Source organism: Vibrio sp. ES.051, assembly GCF_002563795.1.
Classification (GTDB): Bacteria; Pseudomonadota; Gammaproteobacteria; order Enterobacterales; family Vibrionaceae; genus Vibrio.
In genome coordinates, this window is the sequence record NZ_PDJL01000004.1 from 1,393,489 (window position 1) to 1,417,940 (window position 24,452).

Sequence of the window (24,452 nt, forward strand, 5' to 3'; positions counted from 1 at the left end):
GATAATTTTACAGACAATGACAAGATAAAAACTATAAATAATGAGCATCATGTATCATACGAATAAAGCAGCTAGGCTAGTTATAGTGTTATTTTTAGCCATTTGATCGTGGATACTAGCAAGGAGCCTAGAGATGAAGTTAATCCACCCGCAGCTATTACTGACTTACATCGCGGTATGTGAAACTGGAAGTTTTACTCGTGCAGCAGATAGAATCCATAACTCTCAGTCAACCATCAGTCAACAAATTAACAGATTAGAGTCTATCATCGGTGACAATCTATTAATTAGAACATCACAAAAGGTCAAATTAACGGAGAAAGGAGAGTTTGTTTTACGCTATGCGCACCGCATTATTGAGCTCAATAACAGCATGCTGGATAGTTTAAATGCGACATCCGAACAAACGATCATTAAAATTGGCGTTCCTGACGACTTATCTGTCGACGTTACACGTGCAATTATGTCTTTTCAGCGCACAGATAACGTCTTATTTGAGTTCACTTCAGGCTTAAGTAACGATCTATACCAATCCTTCTTAACTGGAAAATATGATATTGTTCTAGCAAAGCAACCCATGCTTGGGAACGCGTTTGCTTATAGACATGAGCCCTTAGTTTGGCTTGATAGTGCTTCTGCACCTACCTTTCATAACCCTATTGTCCCGTTAGTGTTATTCCCAACGGGTGCTTTGTACCGTGACCATATTCTGTCATCACTAGACAGTTTAGGTTATAGCCACCGAGTCAATTACTGCAGTAGTAATTTATCCGCTATAATGACGGCGTCCGCTGTCGGCTTTGGTGTTACTTTGTTACCACAGACGTGCAAAACTCACGAACATGTCGTAGTCGATGAATTGCAAGCCTTGGCACCAGCAGATGATCTATATCTAGGGCTGTATATTAGTGATATGCACAGTCCTGTTTTGAATAAAATAGCAATTACATTGGTTCGATTATTTGAACTGGAATATGTACACTCTGGAAAATTTCACATATAAATACAGTAAATAATCATATGGATGTTATTAAAATTTCAGACCCTCTGTATAAAGAACTAGAAGTCAAATCTAGACTTTGTACCAAAGTTCACTCTATATTCAATTCTGCATGTAATTTAAGCAGCGACTTAGGTTTGATTTCGGTAGTGTGCAAGAATAAACGAATGAACCCTCGCGCGATGATGATCAACGACGAGACATGGTTTCAAAGCTTACTGCCTAATCAGATCATTGAAGTGGGCTTTAAACAAGATACTCACCTGCAACATGGTCTTCATCTACTGCTACCCCCTCAGTCAGTGACTTTATTCTCACCTTATCTAAGTAGCGAAGTAGCCTTTCCCAATCAAATAAATAAGATGGTTTATGAATATTTAAATAAATATCAAAAAGAAATGGGGATATATTCTATATTAGGTCAGAGTAAAAAATTGCCTATTTCTTCAAGCGTTAGCTATTATTCACCCATGCTGTTAGATTACTTCCTACCCCGTATGGATGATTTTATTGAAGCGCTAAAAATACAATCCTCATCTATCGATTTAACAAATTTTCTCGGCTTTGGTTCTGGATTAACCCCCTCCTCTGATGATCTACTCGTCGGCTTACTGTCTGTATTAGACAGTCTCAGACACCCATATTTTTCAATATTAAGCTCCGCATGCCTCAATTCACTTGATAAAACGACCGACGTTAGTCGTGCAATGTTATTCTCAGCCTGTGATCAACAATACAGCCAAGAGATCGTCGAATTATACTCCGCTATCAGTAATAGTGGAGATATAGAGGGAAAGATAATCAATCTATTAAAGATTGGACACACCTCTGGGCATGATACTTTATGCGGGATATTTATTGGTCTAAAGCTATTTCGATGACATATCCCTAGAACTTTGTCTTCAACGTCTCCCCCTTAATGCTCAACTGTAGGCAACTTACAAAATGATGTGAACACTCATCATGCCTTGTCACACTAAAAGTGAGGCTCGAACCTTATCAAGGCTTTCGATATGTCATGTGAGCCATAGCACACACGCAGTATTGCTGCCTATTGAGCGATGGCAAGAAAGCGGAAACTTACTAACAGTAAAGACGGTAAACAAGAAAGGAAAGTTTGGCTTGAGATACAACAAAGCCCGCTGAAAAGCGGGCTTTGTATAAAATTTGGTGGGTCCGGGCGAACTCGAATCGCCGACCCCTACCATGTCAAGGTAGTACTCTAACCAACTGAGCTACGGACCCAAATTTCAGTTCCTAACCATTCAACTCAGAATGGTGCGTCCGAGTGGATTCGAACCACCGACCCCCGCCATGTCAAGGCGATACTCTAACCAACTGAGCTACGGACGCATTTCTCTAGAACGAGAGGGATATTAGCTATAAGCTAACGAGGGTGCAAGCACAAATTCACGAACTTTGAATTGTTTGGCGAAAATATAAACTCTACCGCTGTTTTCAGGTAGTTTTCGTGATAATACTCGGCTCACCTTTTTTATAGTGACAACCAGCTCTACCCGACCAACCATTTCATTACCAACAACCGTATGGTTTAATTTTGATGTGATGCTGCTAAACCACTTTTTCGTTTCATCATCGCGAAAATCCCACAACGCTAATAACTGAAGGCGCGCACGCTCTTAATGCACTAGATGCACGAATTCAGTTGTGAGAAAACTGACGACGGGGGACACACTTTATTAATAACTCCATTTATCCCGATATTACGTACAACACCGTATTGTAGTACGAGCCTTTCACCTCATCGTCATCGAGAGTTTGATATCTTATTGGTATCATTGGCAAGGTTGTTCATCTAGGAGCTTTAAATGAAACACACTCACTCTTCTAATCATTTTATCAAGATAGGTTTGATATCGATCATCGCCTTATTGAGTGGCTGTACTCAAGGTGATTGGCGTACCGCAAGCCGAGAGCCTGCTGGTATCGCGCCAAATCCATCAGATGTAAAACAGGCTGTGATTGAGTTTTATGCTGCAGATGCATTTGGGTGGCGTGGTTGGTTTGCCGTACACACGTGGTTCGCTATCAAACCTCAAAATGCGACTGAATATACCGTATATGAAGTGATCGGTTGGCGGGTAAATCGAGGACAACCAGCGTTATATCAATACCAAACAGGCACACCTGATCGTTACTGGTATGGCGCTAAACCAGAAAAGATCCTCTCGATACAAGGCGAAAAAGCTCAGCAACTTATCCCTCAAATAGAAAATGCAATCAGCCAATACCCTTGGGCGGAAGAGTACACACTATTTCCTGGCCCCAATAGCAATACCTTCCCTGCTTGGGTTGGCAAGCAAATCCCAGAGTTAGAACTTGACTTGCCGTTTCGAGCGATTGGCAGTGGTTACGCCAGCGAGTAAAAGCGAGATCATCAATCGCATTTAATTTAAGTCAGGACTTAACTCGATTCTATTTCTTCCGTTATGTTTGGCTTTGTAAAGCGCATTATCAGCGTCTTTCATTACAGCAGCGATGGGGATATCATTCCCCTTCCAATGGGAGACTCCGATTGATACCGTCACCTTATCAACCACTTGGAAATCATAATGCTCTACTGTTTTTCGAATCCGCTCTGCGACGTCAACCGCGTGGTGAACGTCTGTATCCTCGAGGAACATCATAAACTCTTCTCCTCCTGAGCGGCACAGATGGTCATTCGCTCTGGCTTGTTCTTTCATTAACTGAGCAAACTCTTTGAGTAGATGATCACCAACATCATGTCCATAGTTATCATTAACACGCTTAAAGTGGTCAATATCTAGCGCTAAGAGTGAGAAGGCTTTGTTTTGCTGTTTAAATAACTCAAGTAGTTTTTCTAATCCACGTCGGTTTAACAACCCTGTCATCGCATCAGTAAGCGTATCTAACTGCAATTTATCTATGGTTTTAGAGACGATACCAAACGCTTTAAGAAAACTGCTCTTCAAATTCGATGCTTCAAAATACCAAGCTTTGACCTTTTTAAGTTCATCGATTGATGAAGAGTGCTCTTCGACTCCTCTTACCGCCCCCGCTAACTGCCATAATGGTTTTGAGATGAGAACAGAAAAAAGCCAAATCAGTAAAAGGGTCAATAAACCGATAGGAATCGATTTGAAAAAGACGTTCCACATTTGCTCGTCTAGTACTGATAACGTAATAGATTTCGAACGTTGAGCAACGACTCCCCAACCTGATGCCTCAACCGTTGAATAGCCAGCGAGCATTTCTATATCATTTTCGTTAGTTATTGTTTTGTTGCCACTCTTCCCCATAACCACAGCGTTAATGGCCACATTATGGTCAATCACCTCGCCGATTCTAGATTTATCTGGGTGATAGATCAGCGTTTTATTCTCATCCACAACATAGAGATAGGAGCCATCTTTATAGGCATGCTGATTAAGCAACGTCCCTAGAATGTTGTTTTGTTCTAAGTAAATTGTACCGCCTACATAGCCGAGATACTGATTAGATTCCGAAAATATCGGGTACGATAACGTTAACAGATAATTCCCTGCTGGTGATACAAATGGATCGGTGATAATCGGCGCTTGGGCGTTCAAAGACTGACGTTTTCTTTCCCCAGTCAATGTGACTCCTTTAACCTGAACCGTCTCCGGTGATACCGAAACAATCACTCCCTTAGCATTAACGATAACCACAGAATTAAACGATTTTGTTTGCGTCCTCAATCGCTCGGTTTCATCATCAATAAACTCAGTGTCATGCATCTTCCCATTCAACAGATTTGCGCTGTATTTTAGCTGGGACATTGAGCTTTCTATGAAAGAGTCTGTCATCTCTGACATCTTTTGTGCATAAACACGATTTGACTCTAACGTGTTATTGACTATCAGCTCTCGCTGTACAAGATAAATTGAATAAAATGCGTTGATCAAAGTAACAAACACACTAAACACGCACAGTATTACAATCAGGTTTCTAAGGTTAATTTTTTTTCTAAAAGACATCTGCTAACTGCCAACGTTGATGACTATCCATATGAATGAGTGTATAGATTATATGAAATAGCTTTATTTTTCAGGTTGTAATTGCGAGTACTGTTAATACTCCGTTTAAACCGGATATTAAGTATGTTCCTATCTAAACTGCATACCGGTGTTCATTGGAGATGCTTGATTCTTTGGAGAAAGAGCGTCAAGCTATGCCTCATGAAGATGAGACGGAATCACGCACTCAAACAATTTTTGAACGTCAGCACAACGCCACTCGTGATGACAACGTTCGTGACCGTATCAAGCCCGTGCTGCTTGCTTCTTAAAGATTATGCACCACCATGATTTATCATGCGCTGCGGATCTAACCAATCACTGCCTATCGTCATTTTAAAGACGATGAAAAGTTTGAACGCGCTAGCCCTAACACGCTGAATTGATGAGTTATCTTGCTACCATGCAGACCATGGTGCTGGTTGAACATCATTGCAACGTCATCTATCACTAAATTGTCGTACATATAAAAGATCAGTTTGACTCTTATTCATCCTCGTTAACCAGTATGAATAAGGTCTGCATCCTGGTGGTGTTGGCTAAATATGCCCAATCGGCTCTCTTTAACGTGGATATCCAGAAGCAACAAGCTTTATTAATGTCGATCATGCCATTAAACCGCTGGCTATTACCGCAAGGTGCTTAGTTGAAACAAAACGAATGATAGACAAACAGTGTAACGGTTCAAAGTTGTAATCTCTCTGAACCGGAATCGTGAATAAAGTCTGCAAGGCAATGCAGCTAACATAGAGAAATATTATAAAAATCATAATTTAAAGGAGTATATATGACAGATTCAAGGCTTAACGTTGATGTAAGTGCAAGCCTTACGATGGTTGTTGTCTGCTTTATTTGGGGAATGCAACAAACCGCCATAAAATCTATCGCGGATGATATCGCCCCCGTACTGCAAATCGGATTTCGTTCTTTTTTGGGCGCTCTGCTGGTCTGGATAGTGATGACGGTTAAAAGAAACTCGCTTAAGCAATCCAAAGACTATGTTATCTCGGGAATCGTGGTTGGAACTCTTTTTGCTCTCGAATTTTTATTTGTTGCAGAAGGATTAAGATACACATCAGCATCGCATATGACGGTGTTTTTATACACCGCTCCCATTTTCGCCGCAGTGGGTCTTCAGCTGTTTAATAAAAACGAAACACTTGCCGGAATGCAATGGTTTGGTATCGCGCTTGCCTTTTCCGGTATTGCCGTGGCGTTTATATCAAGAGATGAGATGAATAGTCACGAGATGCAAGATATCTTGCGGGGAGATATCATGGGGCTTATCGCTGGCTCTCTATGGGGGGCGACGACGGTTGTTGTTCGCTGTACTCGTCTTGGTCTTGCTTCCGCTGAGCACACCTTATTCTTTCAACTGGGAGGAGCGGGATTATTGCTGTTAAGCTATGCAGCCGTGACTGATCAACTTACCTTCTCTCTGAATTATACTGTTTCTATCAATTTGTTTTTGCAGGTTATTTTTGTCAGCTTTGCTAGCTACTTAGCTTGGTTCAGTTTGATTCGAAAATACAAGGCATCACAACTGGGGGTTCTCTCGTTCATGACTCCTGTCATCGGCGTACTAGCCGGTATTATCATTCTTAACGAAAAGGCGCATGCGGGATTCGTTTGGGGGGCAATACTGATTTTAATCGGTGTGATGATCGTCAGCGTCTGGCCTTGGCTCTACTTAAAAATAAGGGCAAGACCGACCAACTCGTAACGGGTGTAGACTACAAAAAAGGACTCTCGCTCTGTTTTGTAGTCTAACTTCTTTTTCTTCCTGCCATTGTTGATGAACTCATTTTCAATTAGGCCGTCAAGCACCGTATCTTCAGCTTCACTTTAACAATACATTGCTCATTCTGAATGAATAAAACGAACCCGTTCATTAATAAACCAATCATTTCACGACTAAAACAAATATCTGTTATCAATCCACTATAATTCGACGCTTAGCGCTTCTCAACAAATCACTGGCTTGTTTTTATTGAGTCTCAGTGAAAATTGTCATTAAATAATGCCAGTTATATCAGTTAGATCAGTTAGATTTCTTAAACATATCAAGGAAGGACAAATGCCACATATACATGACACGATTGTCGCGTTGCAACACACTAGCCCTGCGCAGAAGGAATTTTATCAAGCCGTAGAAGAGGTCTTAACTTCCCTCGCCCCATTGATTGAGAGTAATCGTCAATATCAAGAACAATCCATAATCCAAAGAATAATAGAGCCTGAAAGACAGATCATGTTTCGTGTTCCTTGGGTAGACGACGCTGGTAATGTTCAAGTCAACAAAGGGTACCGTGTCGAGTTCAGTTCAGCACTCGGTCCGTATAAAGGCGGTTTAAGATTTCACCCATCAGTGAATGCAAGTATTATTAAATTCCTTGGCTTTGAACAAATTTTTAAAAATGCACTCACAGGCTTACCCATTGGTGGTGGTAAAGGCGGTTCTAACTTCGACCCGAAAGGCAAATCTGATGGCGAAATTATGCGTTTCTGCCAGTCTTTCATGAATGAGTTATACCGTCACATCGGTCCTGTTACGGATGTTCCTGCTGGAGATATCGGTGTCGGCGCTCGTGAAATTGGTTACATGTTTGGTCAATATAAACGTTTGACCGGTCGCTACGAAGGCGTATTAACCGGAAAAAGCCTACTTTGGGGTGGCTCTCTCGCGAGAAAAGAAGCGACAGGATACGGCACCGTCTATTTTGCGAACTGTATACTAAAAGACCGTCAAGATTCATTAAAAGGTAAAAAATGCTTAGTGTCTGGTGCAGGTAACGTCGCTATCTACGCGATTGAAAAACTCTACCATATGGGCGCGACCCCGGTTTCTTGCAGTGATTCAAGAGGCACCGTTTACCATGAACAAGGCATCGACCTTGAGCTGCTAAAACACATCAAAGAAGTGAGACGTGCCAGCTTAGAAGAGTATTTGCACACTTACCCAGAAGCAGCTTATACACCCGCTGGTGATTACCCTAATGATGGTCATGCTGTTTGGCGCTATCGAGCGGATGCCGCGTTCCCATGTGCCACGCAAAACGAGTTAACGTTGGCCGATGCACAAGCCCTTATCGATAACGGGTGCCAATTGGTTTGTGAAGGCGCTAATATGCCAAGTACTCAAGAGGCGGCCAATGCCATTGTCGATTCCAATATCGCTTATGGGCCAGCAAAAGCGGCAAACGCAGGCGGCGTAGCCACCAGCCAACTTGAAATGGCTCAGAATGCGAGTATGCAGAACTGGACTTTTGAGAAAGTCGATGCCCATTTGCAAGCCATCATGGAAAACATTTTTACTAGTGCAAATGAAACGAGTAAGGAGTTTGGTCAACCGGGTAACTTAGTGTTTGGTGCCAACATTGCTGGCTTTAGAAAAGTGGCCGATGCAATGATCGAACAAGGTATCGTTTAAATCAACCGCCACCTTCTAGGAAGGTGGCGTTATACGACCGAATACTGCGATTGATAAATATCTGAACACTTGGTTTATACTCAACTAATTTCAATCTGCTTGGTTCCGCGAGAATTACTTTATTCAACGGTCTGATCATCGGATGAGCTTAAATTAACGCTCGTTAATAAAGTCTTAGACCCAAACCTTACCGTTATAAATTCGCCCCCTCCCAAAAAAAACACATGCCTTCAGCATAATTTCATCACCAAGAAAATGACCCATCATGTGTGCTTACGTATCTTTGACTTCTGAAAAATTCAAGAAAAACTCAAGCCAAAGACAACGCATTGAATCCGCCCCTTGAAGTTATTAAGCGTATGCATTCAATTGCTTACAAACCTATCATCATCCAAACGTGATCCCTTTCAAAAAATGTAATAAAGCTGAATTAAGGGGAAAAATGTCCGTTCTTTTCGTTTGCGTTTATCAAATTATAGCGAGGAACAATAACGAAAATGGAACAACCCTATGTCTACAATTATGAGTTTAATCGGCATTGCCTCGCTGATACTGATAGGATATCTGTGCTCAGAAAACCGCACCAGTATCAACTTCCGTACTATCCTTCTCGCACTCTCTATGCAGATAGCGCTTGGCGCTTTTGTCATGTATGTCCCAATAGGGATGAGCATTATTGAGTCTCTGAGTCATGGTGTGAACGACATCATCGCTTTTTCAAACGCAGGCCTTAAGTTTGTCTTTGGTAACTTGGCTGACTTCAAAGTCGGCTTTATCTTCGTCATCAATGTCCTGTGTGTGGTGATCTTCGTTTCCGCACTGATTTCCGTCCTGTATTACTTAAAAATCATGCAACTTGTCATCAATACCATTGGTGGTGGGTTATCGAAGGTGTTGGGAACCAGCAAAGCGGAATCACTTTCAGCCACAGCCAATATTTTTGTTGGACCAATCGAAGCGCCTTCCATGGTTCGACCGTTAGTAAAAAACATGACTCGCTCAGAGCTATTCGCTGTCATGACCGGCGGCCTTGCCAGTGTGGCTGGTGGCACGATGGTTGGCTACATCAACTTAGGTATTGATCCTAAGTACATTCTTACTGCCTGTTTTATGACTGCACCAGCAGGTTTACTTTTTGCCAAGTTATTATGCCCTCAAACCGAACATGACCTCGTCAACAACCAAATTGACATCAACTCAGCCGATAAACCAAAAGGTTTGTTAGAAGCCATTTCGGATGGTTCGAGCATGGGGATGAATCAGGTCATCGTCGTTACCGCGCTGCTTATTTCCTTCGTCGCGTTAATCGCTCTGCTCAACGGCATCATCGGCGGTATCGGCTCAATGGTAGGAATCGACGCTCTTACACTAGAAACCATCATTGGTTACCTCCTCGCTCCATTGACCTTTTTGATGGGGGTCCCTTGGTCAGAGGCCATCACGGCAGGCTCGATCATTGGTCAAAAAATAGCGATCAATGAATTTGTTGCTTACATCAATTACTTAGACATTGCGCAGCAACTGTCAGAAAAAACACAAGCCATCGTCGTGTTTAGTTTGTGTGGCTTCGCCAATATTGGCTCTCTTGCGATGGTCGTTGGTGGTATTAGCGCCATGTGCCCTGATAAGCGTGATCTCATTTCGTCTATTGGGCCACGTGTACTGCTCGCTTCCATTCTGGCAAACCTTATGTCTGGCACCATCGCGGGCACACTTATCTCTCTCGGCTGATTTTAAATAAGGAAAAACTATGTCTACTCCTCATATCAATGCAAACGCAAACGACTTTGCTGAAACGATTATCATGTCTGGCGACCCGCTAAGAGCCAAATACATTGCTGAGAATTTTCTAGACGACGTTCGTGAAGTGACCAATGTGCGTGGGATTCTCGGCTTTACTGGCACTTATCAGTCGAAACCCATCTCTGTGATGGGACATGGTATGGGCGGCCCATCCGCCTCGATCTATTTTCACGAACTGATGACTCACTATGGCGTCAAAAACTTTATCCGTGTCGGTAGCTGCGGTGCCATCTCGGATGATGTAGAACTGAAAGATTTAATCATTGCGCAAGGCGCGTCAACGGACTCAAAAATAAACCGCATCCGTTTCCGTGATCATGACTTGGCGGCATTAGCCAACTTTGAACTGCTGCAAGCCTGTTACCAAGTCATTCAGTCTAAATCGGTTAAGCACAAAGTCGGAAACGTCTTCTCGTCCGATTTATTCTATCGTCCAGATGAAGATTACTACCACCTGATGGAAAAATACGGAATATTGGGTGTCGAGATGGAAATCAACGCACTCTATGCGCTTGCCGCAGAACATAAATGCCGGGCTTTGGGCCTTTGTACCGTTACCGACCACATCACCCAGCAGCAGCATCTTAGCTCTGATGAGCGTCAAATCGGCCTCAACGATATGGTTGAAATCGCATTAGAGACTGCGCTTACGCTGTAAGCTCACTACAAATTTTTCTATCACAAACCAGAGGCTAGGCGTCTCTGGTTTGAGTTTGGCAACAATAACTTGGAATCACCATGAAACGTGCAATTCTCGGCTCCGTTTACCACACCCCCACACTCGGTTCGTTCGAACAATTAGAAAATGCTCTGATCGTTTTTGATAGCGAAACAGGACTGATTGAAAGTGTAACCAACCCTGCTCACACGGATTACGCTGCTCAAATTCGTCATTTTAAAAACCTCGGAGGGCTTGAAACACTCAAGACTGGTCAATATATCTTGCCAGGGATGATCGACCTGCATATTCACGCCCCTCAATGGCCACAAGCTGGCAAAGGATTAGACTTACCGCTTGATCAATGGTTACAAACGTATACCTTCCCACTCGAAAGCCGCTATCAAGATATTGAGTTCAGCAAAAGTATTTACCCAGGGCTGGTCAGTACATATCTGTCTCACGGCACAACAACCGCGGTCTATTTCGCGACGGTTGATGTGGAATCATCGACTTACTTAGCACAAGAATGCTTAAGCCAAGGTCAAAGAGCCTTTGTGGGTAAAGTCGCGATGGATGAAAGCTCGATGTGCCCCGACTACTACATGGACGATGGCTATCAAGCCTCAATCGAATTGACAGAAACCTTCATCCAAAACGTACGTAACTTGGATGGAAATCATGGACTCGTCGAGCCTATCGTTACCCCACGCTTTGTACCGACTTGTACCAAAGAAGCGATGCGTGGCCTAGGTGAATTAGCGAAAAAGTACCATTGTGCGGTGCAAACTCACGCGAGTGAAAGTGACTGGGCCAGAGACTTTAGCGAAGAGAAATATGGCAAAACAGACGTAGAACTCTATGAGGAAGCCGGATTACTAGGCCCAAAAACGTTATTAGCGCATTCAATCTTTTTAACTAAAAATGACTTGGATATTGTACAACGTCATCACTCATCGCTTGCACACTGTCCTCTATCCAATACGTTTTTTGCCAACGCTGCGCTACCGTGTCGCGAACTATTAGATACCGATATCCAAGTCGGCCTTGGATCAGATATCGCGGCCTCTCCTTATCCGTCACTGTTTCGCTCATGTTTCGATGCTGTTACGCATTCTAGAGCACGTGAAAATGGCGTTGATTACACCTTATCGAGCGACCAACGTGGCACCCCAAAAGCCAGAATTACACTGCTAGAAGCTTACTGGATGGCAACCGTTGGTGGAGCTAAGAGTCTAAAACTCAATGCAGGTACAATCCAAGCCGGTCAACTTTTTGATGCGATATGCATCGATACTACCCATGAAGAGCTCAACATCTTCCCTAGCCTTGATAGTACTCAAGATATTTTCGAAAAAATCATTGCCTATACGGATAGAAACCATATTATTAAAGTCTGGGTAAATGGCCGAGCTGTTAAGCAATTGAGTTAATAATGCCCAAATAACCTCAATACACAGGTTTGAGGTTATTTGAGAATATGCATGATGTCCCCTTTACCCATATTTTTAAGATTAGGGAGTGTCACATTGCAACATGTCGTCTCGGTGCTTGAATCATCTGGCGCTTACAAACACAATTATGATAAAAATGTGTATCTTTTAAAACAGTCGGTCGCGGTTCCGTCGTTGATCTTTTGTATTAACGCTAACCTAACCATTTCTTATATAAACAGTAACGGCAATGAATTCATTTTAAAGATTGAAGAGAATTACACCGGGTTTATTGGGGAAATGGAGTTTTTCCAGAAAGATAATCACGCCTTATTTAACGTTAAATCTAATCAGCCTGGCAGTTACTATAAACTCACCAAACCTCAAGTATTAAAAGTTTTATCATCAAACCAAGACGTTTTTTCCGATCTAATGGAATTAATGACTAAAAGATATAATACCAATGTCAAAAAACTGATAGAAAGGCTCACCCAACCAACAAGAACCAGTATAGAAAATCAAATTCTTCAAGCCCATAACCTCGCAGGTCAAGGTTATTTTGAATTGTCTTCAAACTTGAATTCAAAAAAATTAGGTATCACTCCTCGTACTTATCGACGAATTATTCATGATTTAATTAGTGAGGGAATATTAGAAAAATCAGGAAAACGCTACAAATTATTAATTGAACTATAATTCAGAAGGGATATAAACACGCCGCCGCAACAGTGCGGCAGTGAATACCTTCCCTTTATCGCTAAACCAAAACACCCCATCATCCACTCGCACACAACCAGCCCCACAAACCCTCAATAAATCATTGATTAATAGAGCTTTTACACTAAAAAGAAACCTCTCATTAATGAAACCTCAGTTTGCACTCACGCCTTAGTGACGCTGCTTCACACTTCAGAATAAATGCCGTTATACCTCCCGTTATCCTGTCGTAAGATACACAGGATTAATTATAACAAAAACTAATATAACAATTTAAGCCGCTTGCGCGGGGAGAGCATATATGCTGAGTAATTTAAGATTAGGCTATAAAATATCCGCTGGATTTGCCTTGGTATTAGGGCTTTTAATTATTGTAGTGACAATGAGCATGATCGCATTTAAACGCGCCGATGATGGATTGGATGATTACCGTGCATTATCAATACAAGGTAACTTGCAAGGGCGAGTACAAACCCACCTGCTGCTGGCACGCATGAGTGTTAAGGACTACCTGATAGGTCATCAACAAGAAGACTTGACCAAATATCAAAAAGAGTTCAAGGCGCTACAACAATTGTTAGCCCAAGCACAACAAGCGTTGGCTGGCACCGAACAAGAAAAGGAACTGCAAGATGTGGTTCGCTTGCTCAAAGATTACGACCAAGCCTTCGTTCAAGTGACGGATTTAATCCGTCAGATCTATGTGGTCAATGACGCAGAGCTAATGCGTGACGGTGAAGTCATGCGGGAGCGTATTGCAGAACTGCTAGAAACCACTCGGCTGAGCGGCCAAATGCCAGCTTACTATGTGGCACGCTCTATTCAGGAGCACATTCTCACCGGACGTTTGTTCTTGGTCAAATATTTGCAAAACAACCGTGACGAGGATTTTGCCATGGCGATGCAAGCGATGAATGCCTCGGTGGATAAAAAAGTCAAACAGCTCTCTTCACTATTAACTTCCGGTGCGCATCGTTCACTTTTTAACGAGTTTGTTACCGCGCACGATAACTACATCACCGAAATGCAAGACGCGCAGCGCTTAATTACTGAGCGTAACCAGCTCGTAGCCAATACATTAGACATCCTTGGTCCACGCATCGCCGATGAAGTTGAACAGGTTAAATTGCTCATCATCGACGCAATGAACCTGCACGTCGCTAAACTAGAACAAAGCAATCATGATAGTTTGGTAATGATGCTGATAATCACTCTCGTGGCGCTAGGCAGTGGCATTGTTGTGGCGTATTTCATCATCCGCAATATCACCCAACCTATTTCTTTGGCAGTGCAAGCCGCAAATCGTTTGGCTGAGGGCGATCTGACGCACAGCGTAACGAGCACTCGGAGCGATGAAGCGGGTCAATTGCTCACCGCGATCGGAAACAGCAGCGAACAGCTGAAAGCGATGATCATGACCATGGCTGGTGCCAGCGGTGAGCTGTCATCGGCTGCTGAAGAGCTAGCGGTCGTCACCGAGCAGACTTCCAAAGGGATTATTCAACAGGAATCTGAAACCGAAATGGTCGCCACAGCCATGAATGAAATGGCCTCAACCGTTCACGATGTTGCTGATAATGCACAAAAAGCATCACAAGCGGCCACGCAAGCCGACAAAGAGGCGGAGTCCGGGACAAAGGTGGTCGATCAGACGATCAATGCCATTCATACCTTATCAGCGCATGTAAACGACTCGGCTCTCAAACTCGGTGGGGTAGAAAAACAAGTACTGAATATCGGCACGATTCTAGATGTCATTCGAGGTATTGCCGAGCAAACTAACCTGCTAGCACTCAATGCCGCGATTGAAGCTGCACGTGCGGGAGAACAAGGACGCGGATTTGCAGTGGTTGCCGATGAAGTTCGCTCATTAGCGGGGCGCACTCAAGAGTCCACCGCCGAAATTCAGAACATCATTTCTCAACTGCAAACAGGCACTCGCGAAACCGTGGCGGTAATGAGTGAAGGTAAAACACAAGCCGATTACTGTGTCGAACATGCCGGTGAAGCCAATAATGCCCTAGAGACGATCAATGGTGCCATCCGGGTCATCAGTGACATGAATATGCAAATCGCCAGTGCGGCTGAGCAACAAACCGCCGTTGCTGAAGACATCAATAAAAATTTAGTCAATGTCAAACAAATTGCAACTGAAAATGCAGCGGCTTCGGATGAAACCCGTGGTTCGAGCTTAGAGATTGCGCGATTGGCTGAGCAACTAAACCAAATGGTCGTGCAGTTTAAAATCTCCTAGCTTTACTTTACGCACCGCCTACGACTTTTATAGGCAGTGCGTAATGCTTGCGCTACGGGGCTTGGGGTAGCTTGTAGCGCAAGAGTCAGTTTTACTTAGTAGCCGTTTCGAGTGCAAGTATCATCATATTATCAAAAGATGTCTGTCTCTCTTCTGGGGTTAGCTCTCCACCTTTTACCACGTGATCGGACACGGTCAGAATACTTAACGCTTTGACACGATTTTTTGCCGCAATCGAGAACAGAGCAGCAGACTCCATGTCTAATGCCAATATGTTCATCGTTTTTAGCGCTGGCATTAGGTAATCAGGGTCTTCATAAAAGAAATCATTGGTAAAGATATTACCGACTCTCACATCGATAGACATCGACTCAGAAACATCCCAGCAATTTTTGAGCATAGAGAAGTCCGGTGCAGCCGCATAATCATATCCCGCAAATCTTGCTCGGTTCATCGCGTTTCCGGTACTGGCGGCATTAGGCACAATGATGTCTCTTAGCGCGATATCTTCAGCAATCGCACCGCAGCTCCCCACACGAATCAACTGTTTGACCCCATATTCATTGATTAATTCGTTGGCGTAAATCGCCATTGATGGTGTCCCCATCCCAGAGGCTAAGACTGACACTGGTTTACCTTGGTACGTTCCCGTAAATCCAAGTACATTTCTTACGTCGCTCACTTGCTTAGCATCCGACAAGTAGTTTTCGGCAATAAACTTTGCTCTTAGCGGATCTCCTGGCATTAGAACCGTTTCAGCAAAAGCACCTTGTGGTGCATTAATATGAGGAGTCATGACTATCCCTTTTTTGTATATATTGGACCCATAATTCTACGTAATTGTAGATGAAAAAAAACGGACAAGTGTCCGCTCTGCTCAGGAAAGGTAACAAGCTCGATGTTAATCTAACGACGCGAGAGGCGAGGTTTTTCATCAAGCCCGATATCTTGGAAGACTTGGGATAGAAACATGGACAAACTGAACGCGTCGCATATAAAAACACCACCTCTCAGAGGTGGTGTTGCAGATAATCATGATCGGAATATTAATAGTATTCCATACTCACTAAATTGGTAATCGTCGTGCCCGAACTGCCGGCAATGATTTCTGGTAATTCATCTAATGCGCCAATGGCGGCATTTCCCAAGCCTTTAGAGACAAATTGGCAAACTGCATCAATTTTTGGTGCCATTGACCCCGGTGGAAATGAATATTTGCTTAACTCTTGTGGGCTCGTCAATTTGATGGCTTTTTGATCAGGTTTACCATAATTAAGGTACACCGCACCATCTGTAAGAATAATGAACAAATCGGCTTCAGTTTGCTCTGCCAGTAGCTCTGCCGTTAAATCTTTATCAATAACACATTCGACACCCACCAGCGCCCCATCTTCTGCTTGGAATACCGGGATCCCCCCGCCGCCACAAGCAATGACGGTATTACCACTTTCTAGCAAACGAGTAATTTGCGCCGATTCTACGATATCTTGAGGTTGAGGCGATGCCACAACGCGACGGTAATAGTCACCATCTTTCTTGTAGATCGCCGCTGGATTTTCAGCGCGCAATGCTTCGATCTCACCATCACGGTAGACCGGACCGACAAACTTAGTTGGGTCATCAAATGCGTTGTCATTAATATTCACGCATGTCTGAGAAAGCATCGTTGTAATACTTAGGTTATTGTCTGCATTGAACAGCTCTTGCTGAAGCATATAACCAATCATTCCGCAGGTTTGGGCACCTAATACATCCAATGGATAGGCCGTTACTTCCGGCTTTTGCTGTTGATATTGGCTGTTTTGTTCCATCAGAAGCCCCACTTGTGGGCCATTCCCGTGAACAATCACCACTTGATGCTGCTTGGCAACTTCCGCTATTGCGGCGGCGGCTTTTTTAATATTGATACGCTGATTGGCGGCCGTCAATGGTTGACCTCGCTCTAATAATGCGTTGCCGCCTAATGCTAAAACAATTCTCATCGTTATTCCTCGATTAATAAGCCCCATCGATACCCAGAGCACATTGAATGTGCTCCAAAGTAATCATGGAGGAATTGCGCCAGTGGAATCACTGGCGCAATGGTTGAGTGTCAATACTTGTCTGGCTAGATCTTATTAGCGAACGCCAATAAGGCTTTTTCAAAACACTCCAAAGGAGGATTGGTAATACCACAGCCTATCATGCCGACACCCGGCTCTTTATGAGCAATCGCCGTGTTGATAATAGGAAGAATCCCCGTTTCAAGCACTTTACGAATATCGATGCCCGATGAAGCACCTTTGAAGTTCAACAAAGGAATCGTGATATTAGGGTTTGTTTTGGTTGTAATTTCATCCATCTGAATCGAGTAATCAATCGCTTCTGCCACCGTGCCGCCAACCAGCGCAACGATAGCGGGCGCCGTTGCCATCGCGAAGCCACCAATACCATAGGTTTCTGTGATCGCACTGTCACCGATATCTAGGCCGGAGTCTTCAGGCTTGTAGCCCGCAAATAGAGGGCCAACCACTTTCTGCGCTGGGCCAGTAAACCAAGTAAACCCTGGCATACCGCTGATTCGAATACCGAATTCCACACCGTTACGTGCCATGGTGGTCACGAGGGTGCTGTTTTCAATGCCGTGCCCTGCATCCAAAGCACATTTACACATCGCCATCCAAGTCGGGCCTGAGAAATAGTCACTTGATGCAATAAAATCAAACACTTCACGCTTCTGTTCAGTCGTAAAATCAGTCTGTAGAATACGTGGTGTCAACGCTTGAGCCAGCAGAGCCGTACCAGCGTTGTTGCGGTTGTGACACTCATCGCCCATGTGCAGCGCTTGTGCCAACATCAGACGCAGATCAATCGGCTCACCGATTTCCATCGCCGCTTTGAGCATTGGACCGAGCAAATCACGCATCCATAGTAGACGCTCCACGACACTTTCATCGTTAGCGCCCATACGCAGAATCTTCGCCATCTGCTCACTGAGGTTGGTGTAAACTACGTTTCCGTACGCTTGGTTTTTCACAACATGCATGTACATTGATGCTGAAGTGACACCCGCCATAGAACCCACGCAGTCATGCTCGTGACAAGGCGAGAAGGTTATTTCACCTGAGCCTGCCAGTCTAAAGGCTTCATCTAAATTATTCGCTAAACCTTCAAAAATCAGAGCACCGGTAACCGCACCACGCATTGGACCATTCATATCTTCCCATGCAACCGGTGGACCCGCATGCAAAATAGTGGTTTTAGTCATGCCAGGTACCACATCAATTGCACGCTCATACCCTACTAGGACAGGGTGTGAGTTAATGATGCGATCGACTGCTTGTTCATTCGCGGCTTCGATTTTAGCGGCAATTTCAGGTTGCGCCAATTTATCTAGAGCATCGATGACCGTTTTATTACCACCCGCAATTGGTTGCCAGCTCACTTGAGTTACTGGCGCTTGTTGTTTCTGAATGTCTTGTTTGAAAAACTCCAAACCCACGTTAATCACATTCAGGCCTGAAAACAATTGTTCGACTTTGCTCATCTCTTATTCTCCTTTGCTCACAAATCCACGTGCCAGTAGTCCGGTGTTTTGGCTGCTGCTAGAGATAGTGACTCCCGCTTGCGCCAGTTTCTCGATCTGTTCACTCATGTCCGGAGTGTCTAAATCGGTTCCGAGGACATAACCGAGAATTTCCAGATGTTGACCACGCTCTGCGGCTTTCTGTTTTGCTTCAATAATGGCAGGAAGCGTTACGCCTACTGGGTCTTGGTGGGAGCCGTAACCAATCACAAAATCAAGCAATATCACGCCAACTTCGGGATCGTCGGCTTCTTTCAACAAGCGATCAATGCGTGATGATGGGTCAATCATCGGGTGCGGACGGCCGTTGGTGAAATCATCATCACCAAAGTCGATAAAAGTATGCGCCTGACTAACGTCAATATCTGCCAAACGCTGTTCTGGTTTTTTCGCGATATTGCTGTAAACGTCGGAGAAGTGTTCACGAGCTAACATCATGGACTCTTCACACAAAGTACCGCCACAGAACAAACCACGGATGTATTTTTGCTCAGGTGCTAATTTGGCTTTAATTTCTTCAATTAATGGTAGGTTAAGCGCTCGTTTGTTGATCCCAGCTTCATCCACGCCAGCCAAAATCACCGATTGCAACGCCGCTTCTTTCGTGGTTTTAGCAAAGTGTGCGCCTGCTTCAACCACTGGCGCTTCATCCCCGCCCAGCAGACAAACCACGACAGGTTTAGACATGGATTTCACTTGTTCAAGCACTTTGGCTTCAACACTTTTCGCTGCCGGTTTAGAAACGATCAGTACGATTTCAGTATTAGGATCGGCTTCAAGAGCACGCAGGCCGTCTAACATCATGACACCGCCTACCGCTTCACTCAGATCGCGACCACCCGTGCCAAGCAGTTGGGTAATGCCGCCACCAAAATCATGAATACGCGCCGCGACTTCTTGGCTACCCGTGCCTGATGCCCCCACGATACCGATATTGCCAGCACGAACTTTATTCGCAAAACAGAGGCCCACGTTATTGATGATCGCAGTGCCACAGTCAGGCCCCATCATCAGCAGCCCTTTGTCATGAGCGAGCGTTTTCAGTTCAATTTCATCTTCTACTGATACGTTGTCACTAAACATCAACACATGTAGATCATTATTCAAGGCAATCAGCGCTTCGCGCTTGGCAAACTCACCAGGTACAGAAACAATCGCCAAATTGGCATCAGGTTGCTGTTTCAACGCGCTTTTTAACGTTGTAAACTTCTGCTCTTGTGCGCCACCGAGGCCAGTCGAAGACTTATCGCCGCCTTTTAATAACTTTTCGACTTCTTCCAGTGTTTGTTCACACACTTCTTCGCTCGCCGCTTTCACGACAATAAATAAGTCACCGCTATTGGCCGTACGAATCTCATCGTCCAATAGACCGACATTATCCAATACCCCCTTGTTCATGTCGGTTGCCATGGCAACAAACGCCTGTTCAACATCAGGTAATTCGTTGACTTTTGTCGACAATGCCATTAATGACACTGAATCAAAATAGTTATTTTTTTTGACTATTACTTTAACGACCATGTTCGCCTCTTTTTATTTCCACTTTATTGAGATAATAGTGACGCTAACTTTGTCACTATTAGCTCAAAGTTTTAATAATTAATTAATTCGTTTTAATTATTCCGGTTAATACATGATTATTTTTTAATTAAGCAATTGTTGCTTAACATCTAATAATTCACTGCTGTCATCACAAACATCAATTGCATAATTGATCACCATTAATGCTTGCTTGTTTTTACCCAGTAATTCTAATGATTTGCCTTTATGCAAATAATAAAGAGCATTGGTATAATCATGAGTAATTGCATTTTCTATCGCACATACGGCTTCGCTATGTCGTCCTAATGAACGCAAACTGTTACTCAAATGGAACGAATAATCATAACGACTTGGCTCCGCGGCCAGTAACTGATACATGGTCTCGACGGCCGTTTGATGCATCCCCAACTCTCGTAAATAGTTCGATTTGTGATAACGCACAAAAGGCGAACGAGGATTAGCTGCAATGCCCAAATCAAATTCTGCTAACGCTTGCTCACTTTGTTTGGCTAAACGATAACTATTGGCAATATATAAATGAAACTCTGCCGGATTATCGCTTAATGATAACCCCTGGCGATAAGCGTCAATCGCGTCTTGGTAACGCCCCAACTCCATCAACACGTAACCACAGTAATAATGGTAGCCCGTTCGGTCGGTAAACTCTGATGGCTTAGCGGTCAATACGCCAAGAGCATCTTCATATTCAAACGCCGCTAAATGTGCTTTCACCTCACGCAGCGCCGCGCTTTCGCTTGCTCGTACTGCTTCGGCATCCGTCATTAACGCCACCACACGAGTTTGTTGTCGTGCTTTAGCGTGTTGCAATGCGCTAATGCCATCGCGATCTTTAAGGTGTTGATCGGCACCGGCGGATAACAGCATGTCGATCACATCGCCGTACAAGTACCCGCCATCACCAAGCACGACCGCCTCCAAAAGAGCAGACCAACCCAGTTTATTCGCGTGATTCACCGGAATCCCTGCCGCGAGGCTCACTTGAACCGTACGCAAGAAGCCCTTTTCACTGGATGGTAATAACGGAGTACCACCAAAACGGTTAATACTGGTGACATCCGCCCCGTGTAACAATGTCAGTGACAACAGATCATGGAAGCCATTAGCGCCAGCACACAGATATGGTGTCAACATGGTGACATCACGCGCGTTCACGTCGGCCCCCCGCTCCAGTAATACCTTGACCATATCGATATTGTTATTTTGTACCGCTATCATCAACGGAGTGCAGCCATTATCATCACGGCTTTCAATTAATGCACCAGTCTCTAGCTGTTGGATTACATCATCTCGTGACCCCGCCTTAACCAGATCGTGCAGTGATAGTGAAATATTGCTATTCATAATGCTTCCTTTACACCGTTTCAGACTGTAATTTTTTTGCTTCTAATTCTTCAGCAGTACTTTCTTTGAGGTTGTAGAAGTGCTTAACACCAAACAGCCCTGCCAGCATTAAATATGAGTACACAAACATCATTGACTCAGGTTGTGCAAAGCCAACACCGTTGGCGTGAATAAAGCCAATAATGGAGAGGAAAGCCGCAACCAGTGCCGCAACCACAGCTCGCAGCGGCGTATTATTGATGGAGAACACCACCATACAACCCCATAGCAAGCTAGCCAGTGGCGCGCCGTTGCCTAAACCCACCATGCCTTCGTAATAGATACCTTTAGCTGCCAGAGCATCGATGCCAACTTCATGCGCGTTAGTACCTGCGGTCGCTAAAGTGTTTTTGAACATGGTCAGAGCCCAATATCCGACCCACGGGAATAAACAAACAAAGATAGCTGGAACTTCCAGTTTTGGAGACTCACGTACCACCTGATTAGCAGTAACGATACCGATGTATACAAGGATTGGCGCGATTGCAGCACCCGGGATTAGACTCAGTAACAGCGCACCTAGACCAAACAACGACACGAGGAACACGATGATACCGTTGAATAAGGTATAACCGATACTGGCCCCCATCTGTTTGTAAGCCGCGTGACCAACATATACAGTCACAGGGAATGGATTACCTAAGAACGCCCCGATCATGGACGAGAAACCATTGACCGTCATCACTTTACGAGTTGGGTAAGCATCGCCAGCCGCATCAGCACTTTCAATGTTTTCTAAGTCAAACACATAGTTGGCAAGACCCAAAGGCACCGCTGAAGCTAAGTAAGGTAGAGCATGAGGAATACCTTCGACAAAATCATCGATGTGCAAACCTGGAGGGTTAAAACCTACGTCAGACAGTGCAGCAACAATCGCTTCTGGCGACTGCAAACCAAATGCCCAAGCCAGCACGGTGCCAGCAATAATCAATAACAAACCAGTCGGGATTTTAGGAAACAGTGGGCTAGAGCCAAACCAGTTAATAAAAATCAGCCCTAATACCACAAACGAAACAACTGGCGTTGAGAAGGCTTGTAACATTGGGTTTAAAGCCAACAAGGTCAAACCTAACCCCGCTAAACACGACAGCAGCACCGTACGCGGGACGATGCGACGGATCGCGTCACCAAAGAAAGAGCCGATAAGTAGAATCATCGCTTCAACAAAACACCACACGAGAGCAATCTGGATAGCAAATTGCGCATTTTGTGTGGTTTGGTATACCGGCATGATAACCAAAAATGTGACGGTAAAAATGGAAGGAGCGCTTGGCCCTGAAGGTAACGCTGTAACGTCATCACGACCGGTTTCTTTTCTTAATTTATAAGCAAACCACGCATAAAAAACACTGGCACACATAACGGCAAAGCCGAATGCAGGCGCAACTTGCCCCATAACAAAGTCTTTGGGCAAACCAACCACAAAAAGCAACAAGCCCATCATGGTTAATAAGTTAGTTAAGTTATTGGTAAATAAGCCGAAAAAAGCGGCCCAGTCGCCTTTTCGCCATAATTGAGTCATATCCATAATCATTTCCCTAAATTTAATTAACGTTATTATTCACACCGTTAAAGCAACATTAAAGCTAGCAAGTTTGGGTACGCTTTATAAATTAATAAAATGGATGATGGCTATCTGAAGTAATAATAGTCACCAACAAATACCACCCCACTTAACATTTAATTAACAAAAATGACGGCATTTGTGTTTTTTATGTGATAGTGAACAAATTTCAAAAATAATCCCGTCGATGTTATTCGTTTTATATCCATGAACTTAATCACAAAAATAAAAGAGATGGTGCTTGTTAGGTTATTTGATAAGTAAATGAAGAGCATTAATTATTTAAATTAGCAGCATAAGTCGAGTAAGTGTATTTATAAATACCACTCGTTCAATACAGACTCCAATGACCTTGTCATGCCTTACTTCCGGCTTTTAAAACGACTGGTCTACAGCCTAACTGTTTTGTCAGTGAGGTATAAATACAACTAAAGTTTAATAATTAAAAAAATGCCATATATTGAATCAATGAAGCGCATACTGAACGACTGAGACATGTGATTTATATCTCATCCATTCATTAATATCCCTGTTTGGGTATTTACCGCTGAATTAACCTACTCTTTGAATGACTGGTTTATTTTTCCGCCCCAGAAAACACAACCCAAATCACAAAAAAAACCGATATGGTTATTGTTGCTAGAATGATAATAAATTGGATTTTGATGGTTAACCTGTTGCTAACGAACCTCTAAGGGCCCTTATTTATTGGATTAGATTCCCATAATGGCGCTATCACTATAGACATTAATGGCAAAAACGTTAAAAATAAAAATATCAACAGTACTTATCGCTTAGATCTCGTTTAATCTCATTTATTCGACTGATGATAACCAAAGACAAAAACCAAGAACCAAGAACCATCCAAACTTAACCACATACTCAGACATTTACGGTGATATAAAAACTTCAATAGCTTTAATTAGTAAGATCATTTTACTTCCAGATAAACACTTGCATGTATGCAACAAACCACCATGCTCATGAGTTTATATTTTATTGCTTTTATCATTCGCATCTAAATATAAATATCGCGCAATGCAAATAGATAGTTATCATTTTTGGA

At 43.6% G+C, this 24,452-nt stretch carries 18 protein-coding genes and 2 tRNA genes; 11 read left to right on the forward strand and 9 right to left on the reverse strand.

The window, feature by feature from the left end:
- Positions 1–133: 133 nt before the first annotated feature.
- Together ATG66_RS12840 and ATG66_RS12845 are read left to right on the forward strand one after the other, a co-directional pair.
- Positions 134–1,003 (forward strand): LysR family transcriptional regulator, encoded by an 870-nt coding sequence (locus tag ATG66_RS12840; RefSeq protein WP_098415667.1) that lies wholly within the window; start codon positions 134–136, stop codon positions 1,001–1,003.
- Positions 1,004–1,167: 164 nt separating this feature from the next.
- Positions 1,168–1,881, forward strand: a complete 714-nt coding sequence (locus tag ATG66_RS12845; RefSeq protein ID WP_179885659.1) for a DUF2877 domain-containing protein — start codon at positions 1,168–1,170, stop codon at positions 1,879–1,881.
- Positions 1,882–2,168: 287 nt separating this feature from the next.
- Here the strand turns inward: ATG66_RS12845 and ATG66_RS12850 are convergent.
- Positions 2,169–2,245 (reverse strand) — tRNA-Val (locus tag ATG66_RS12850).
- A gap of 31 nt (positions 2,246–2,276) precedes the next feature.
- A tRNA-Val gene (locus tag ATG66_RS12855) sits at positions 2,277–2,353 on the reverse strand.
- Between the two features lie 476 nt (positions 2,354–2,829).
- Between ATG66_RS12855 and ATG66_RS12865 the strand changes: the two genes are divergently transcribed.
- Positions 2,830–3,387 (forward strand): DUF3750 domain-containing protein, encoded by a 558-nt coding sequence (locus tag ATG66_RS12865; protein WP_098415670.1) that lies wholly within the window; start codon positions 2,830–2,832, stop codon positions 3,385–3,387.
- Positions 3,388–3,408: 21 nt separating this feature from the next.
- Here ATG66_RS12865 and ATG66_RS12870 read toward each other — a convergent pair whose 3' ends face one another.
- Positions 3,409–4,980 carry a sensor domain-containing diguanylate cyclase gene (locus tag ATG66_RS12870; RefSeq protein ID WP_098415671.1) on the reverse strand — a complete coding sequence of 524 codons (1,572 nt, stop codon included), beginning with the start codon at positions 4,978–4,980 and terminating at the stop codon, positions 3,409–3,411.
- A gap of 161 nt (positions 4,981–5,141) precedes the next feature.
- On the opposite strand from ATG66_RS12870, the gene ATG66_RS20840 reads away from it, so the two are divergent.
- The 8 genes from ATG66_RS20840 to ATG66_RS12905 all read left to right on the forward strand — a co-directional run bounded on the left by ATG66_RS20840 (position 5,142) and on the right by ATG66_RS12905 (position 15,314).
- On the forward strand, positions 5,142–5,291 hold the full coding sequence (locus ATG66_RS20840) for a hypothetical protein (RefSeq protein WP_179885660.1): 150 nt from the start codon (positions 5,142–5,144) through the stop codon (positions 5,289–5,291).
- A 515-nt stretch (positions 5,292–5,806) separates the two neighbouring features.
- On the forward strand, positions 5,807–6,742 hold the full coding sequence (locus ATG66_RS12875) for a DMT family transporter (RefSeq protein WP_098415672.1): 936 nt from the start codon (positions 5,807–5,809) through the stop codon (positions 6,740–6,742).
- Positions 6,743–7,096: 354 nt separating this feature from the next.
- Complete coding sequence (gdhA, locus tag ATG66_RS12880; RefSeq protein WP_098415673.1) at positions 7,097–8,449, forward strand: NADP-specific glutamate dehydrogenase; 1,353 nt, start codon at positions 7,097–7,099, stop codon at positions 8,447–8,449.
- Positions 8,450–8,959: 510 nt separating this feature from the next.
- Positions 8,960–10,180 (forward strand): NupC/NupG family nucleoside CNT transporter, encoded by a 1,221-nt coding sequence (locus ATG66_RS12885; protein WP_098415674.1) that lies wholly within the window; start codon positions 8,960–8,962, stop codon positions 10,178–10,180.
- Positions 10,181–10,199: 19 nt separating this feature from the next.
- Positions 10,200–10,910: a purine-nucleoside phosphorylase gene (gene deoD, locus ATG66_RS12890; protein ID WP_098415675.1), complete on the forward strand. Its 711-nt coding sequence runs from the start codon at positions 10,200–10,202 to the stop codon at positions 10,908–10,910.
- 80 nt (positions 10,911–10,990) lie between these two features.
- Positions 10,991–12,343 carry an amidohydrolase family protein gene (locus tag ATG66_RS12895; RefSeq protein ID WP_257145738.1) on the forward strand — a complete coding sequence of 451 codons (1,353 nt, stop codon included), beginning with the start codon at positions 10,991–10,993 and terminating at the stop codon, positions 12,341–12,343.
- Between the two features lie 96 nt (positions 12,344–12,439).
- Complete coding sequence (locus ATG66_RS12900) at positions 12,440–13,039, forward strand: Crp/Fnr family transcriptional regulator (RefSeq protein ID WP_098415677.1); 600 nt, start codon at positions 12,440–12,442, stop codon at positions 13,037–13,039.
- Between the two features lie 322 nt (positions 13,040–13,361).
- Positions 13,362–15,314 carry a methyl-accepting chemotaxis protein gene (locus tag ATG66_RS12905; RefSeq protein ID WP_098415678.1) on the forward strand — a complete coding sequence of 651 codons (1,953 nt, stop codon included), beginning with the start codon at positions 13,362–13,364 and terminating at the stop codon, positions 15,312–15,314.
- Between the two features lie 91 nt (positions 15,315–15,405).
- Here the strand turns inward: ATG66_RS12905 and deoD (ATG66_RS12910) are convergent, their stop codons facing one another.
- The 6 genes from deoD (ATG66_RS12910) to ATG66_RS12935 all read right to left on the reverse strand — a co-directional run bounded on the left by deoD (ATG66_RS12910) (position 15,406) and on the right by ATG66_RS12935 (position 23,350).
- Positions 15,406–16,110 carry a purine-nucleoside phosphorylase gene (gene deoD / locus ATG66_RS12910; protein WP_098415679.1) on the reverse strand — a complete coding sequence of 235 codons (705 nt, stop codon included), beginning with the start codon at positions 16,108–16,110 and terminating at the stop codon, positions 15,406–15,408.
- Positions 16,111–16,360: 250 nt separating this feature from the next.
- A complete protein-coding gene (locus ATG66_RS12915; RefSeq protein ID WP_098415680.1) occupies positions 16,361–17,296 on the reverse strand; it encodes a carbamate kinase in 936 nt (311 codons plus the stop codon).
- A 125-nt stretch (positions 17,297–17,421) separates the two neighbouring features.
- Complete coding sequence (locus tag ATG66_RS12920) at positions 17,422–18,840, reverse strand: DUF1116 domain-containing protein (protein ID WP_098415681.1); 1,419 nt, start codon at positions 18,838–18,840, stop codon at positions 17,422–17,424.
- A 3-nt stretch (positions 18,841–18,843) separates the two neighbouring features.
- Positions 18,844–20,400, reverse strand: a complete 1,557-nt coding sequence (gene fdrA, locus ATG66_RS12925; RefSeq protein WP_098415682.1) for an acyl-CoA synthetase FdrA — start codon at positions 20,398–20,400, stop codon at positions 18,844–18,846.
- A gap of 123 nt (positions 20,401–20,523) precedes the next feature.
- Positions 20,524–21,783 carry an ankyrin repeat domain-containing protein gene (locus ATG66_RS12930; protein ID WP_098415683.1) on the reverse strand — a complete coding sequence of 420 codons (1,260 nt, stop codon included), beginning with the start codon at positions 21,781–21,783 and terminating at the stop codon, positions 20,524–20,526.
- A gap of 10 nt (positions 21,784–21,793) precedes the next feature.
- Positions 21,794–23,350 (reverse strand): xanthine permease, encoded by a 1,557-nt coding sequence (locus ATG66_RS12935; RefSeq protein ID WP_098415684.1) that lies wholly within the window; start codon positions 23,348–23,350, stop codon positions 21,794–21,796.
- Positions 23,351–24,452 lie beyond the last annotated feature (1,102 nt).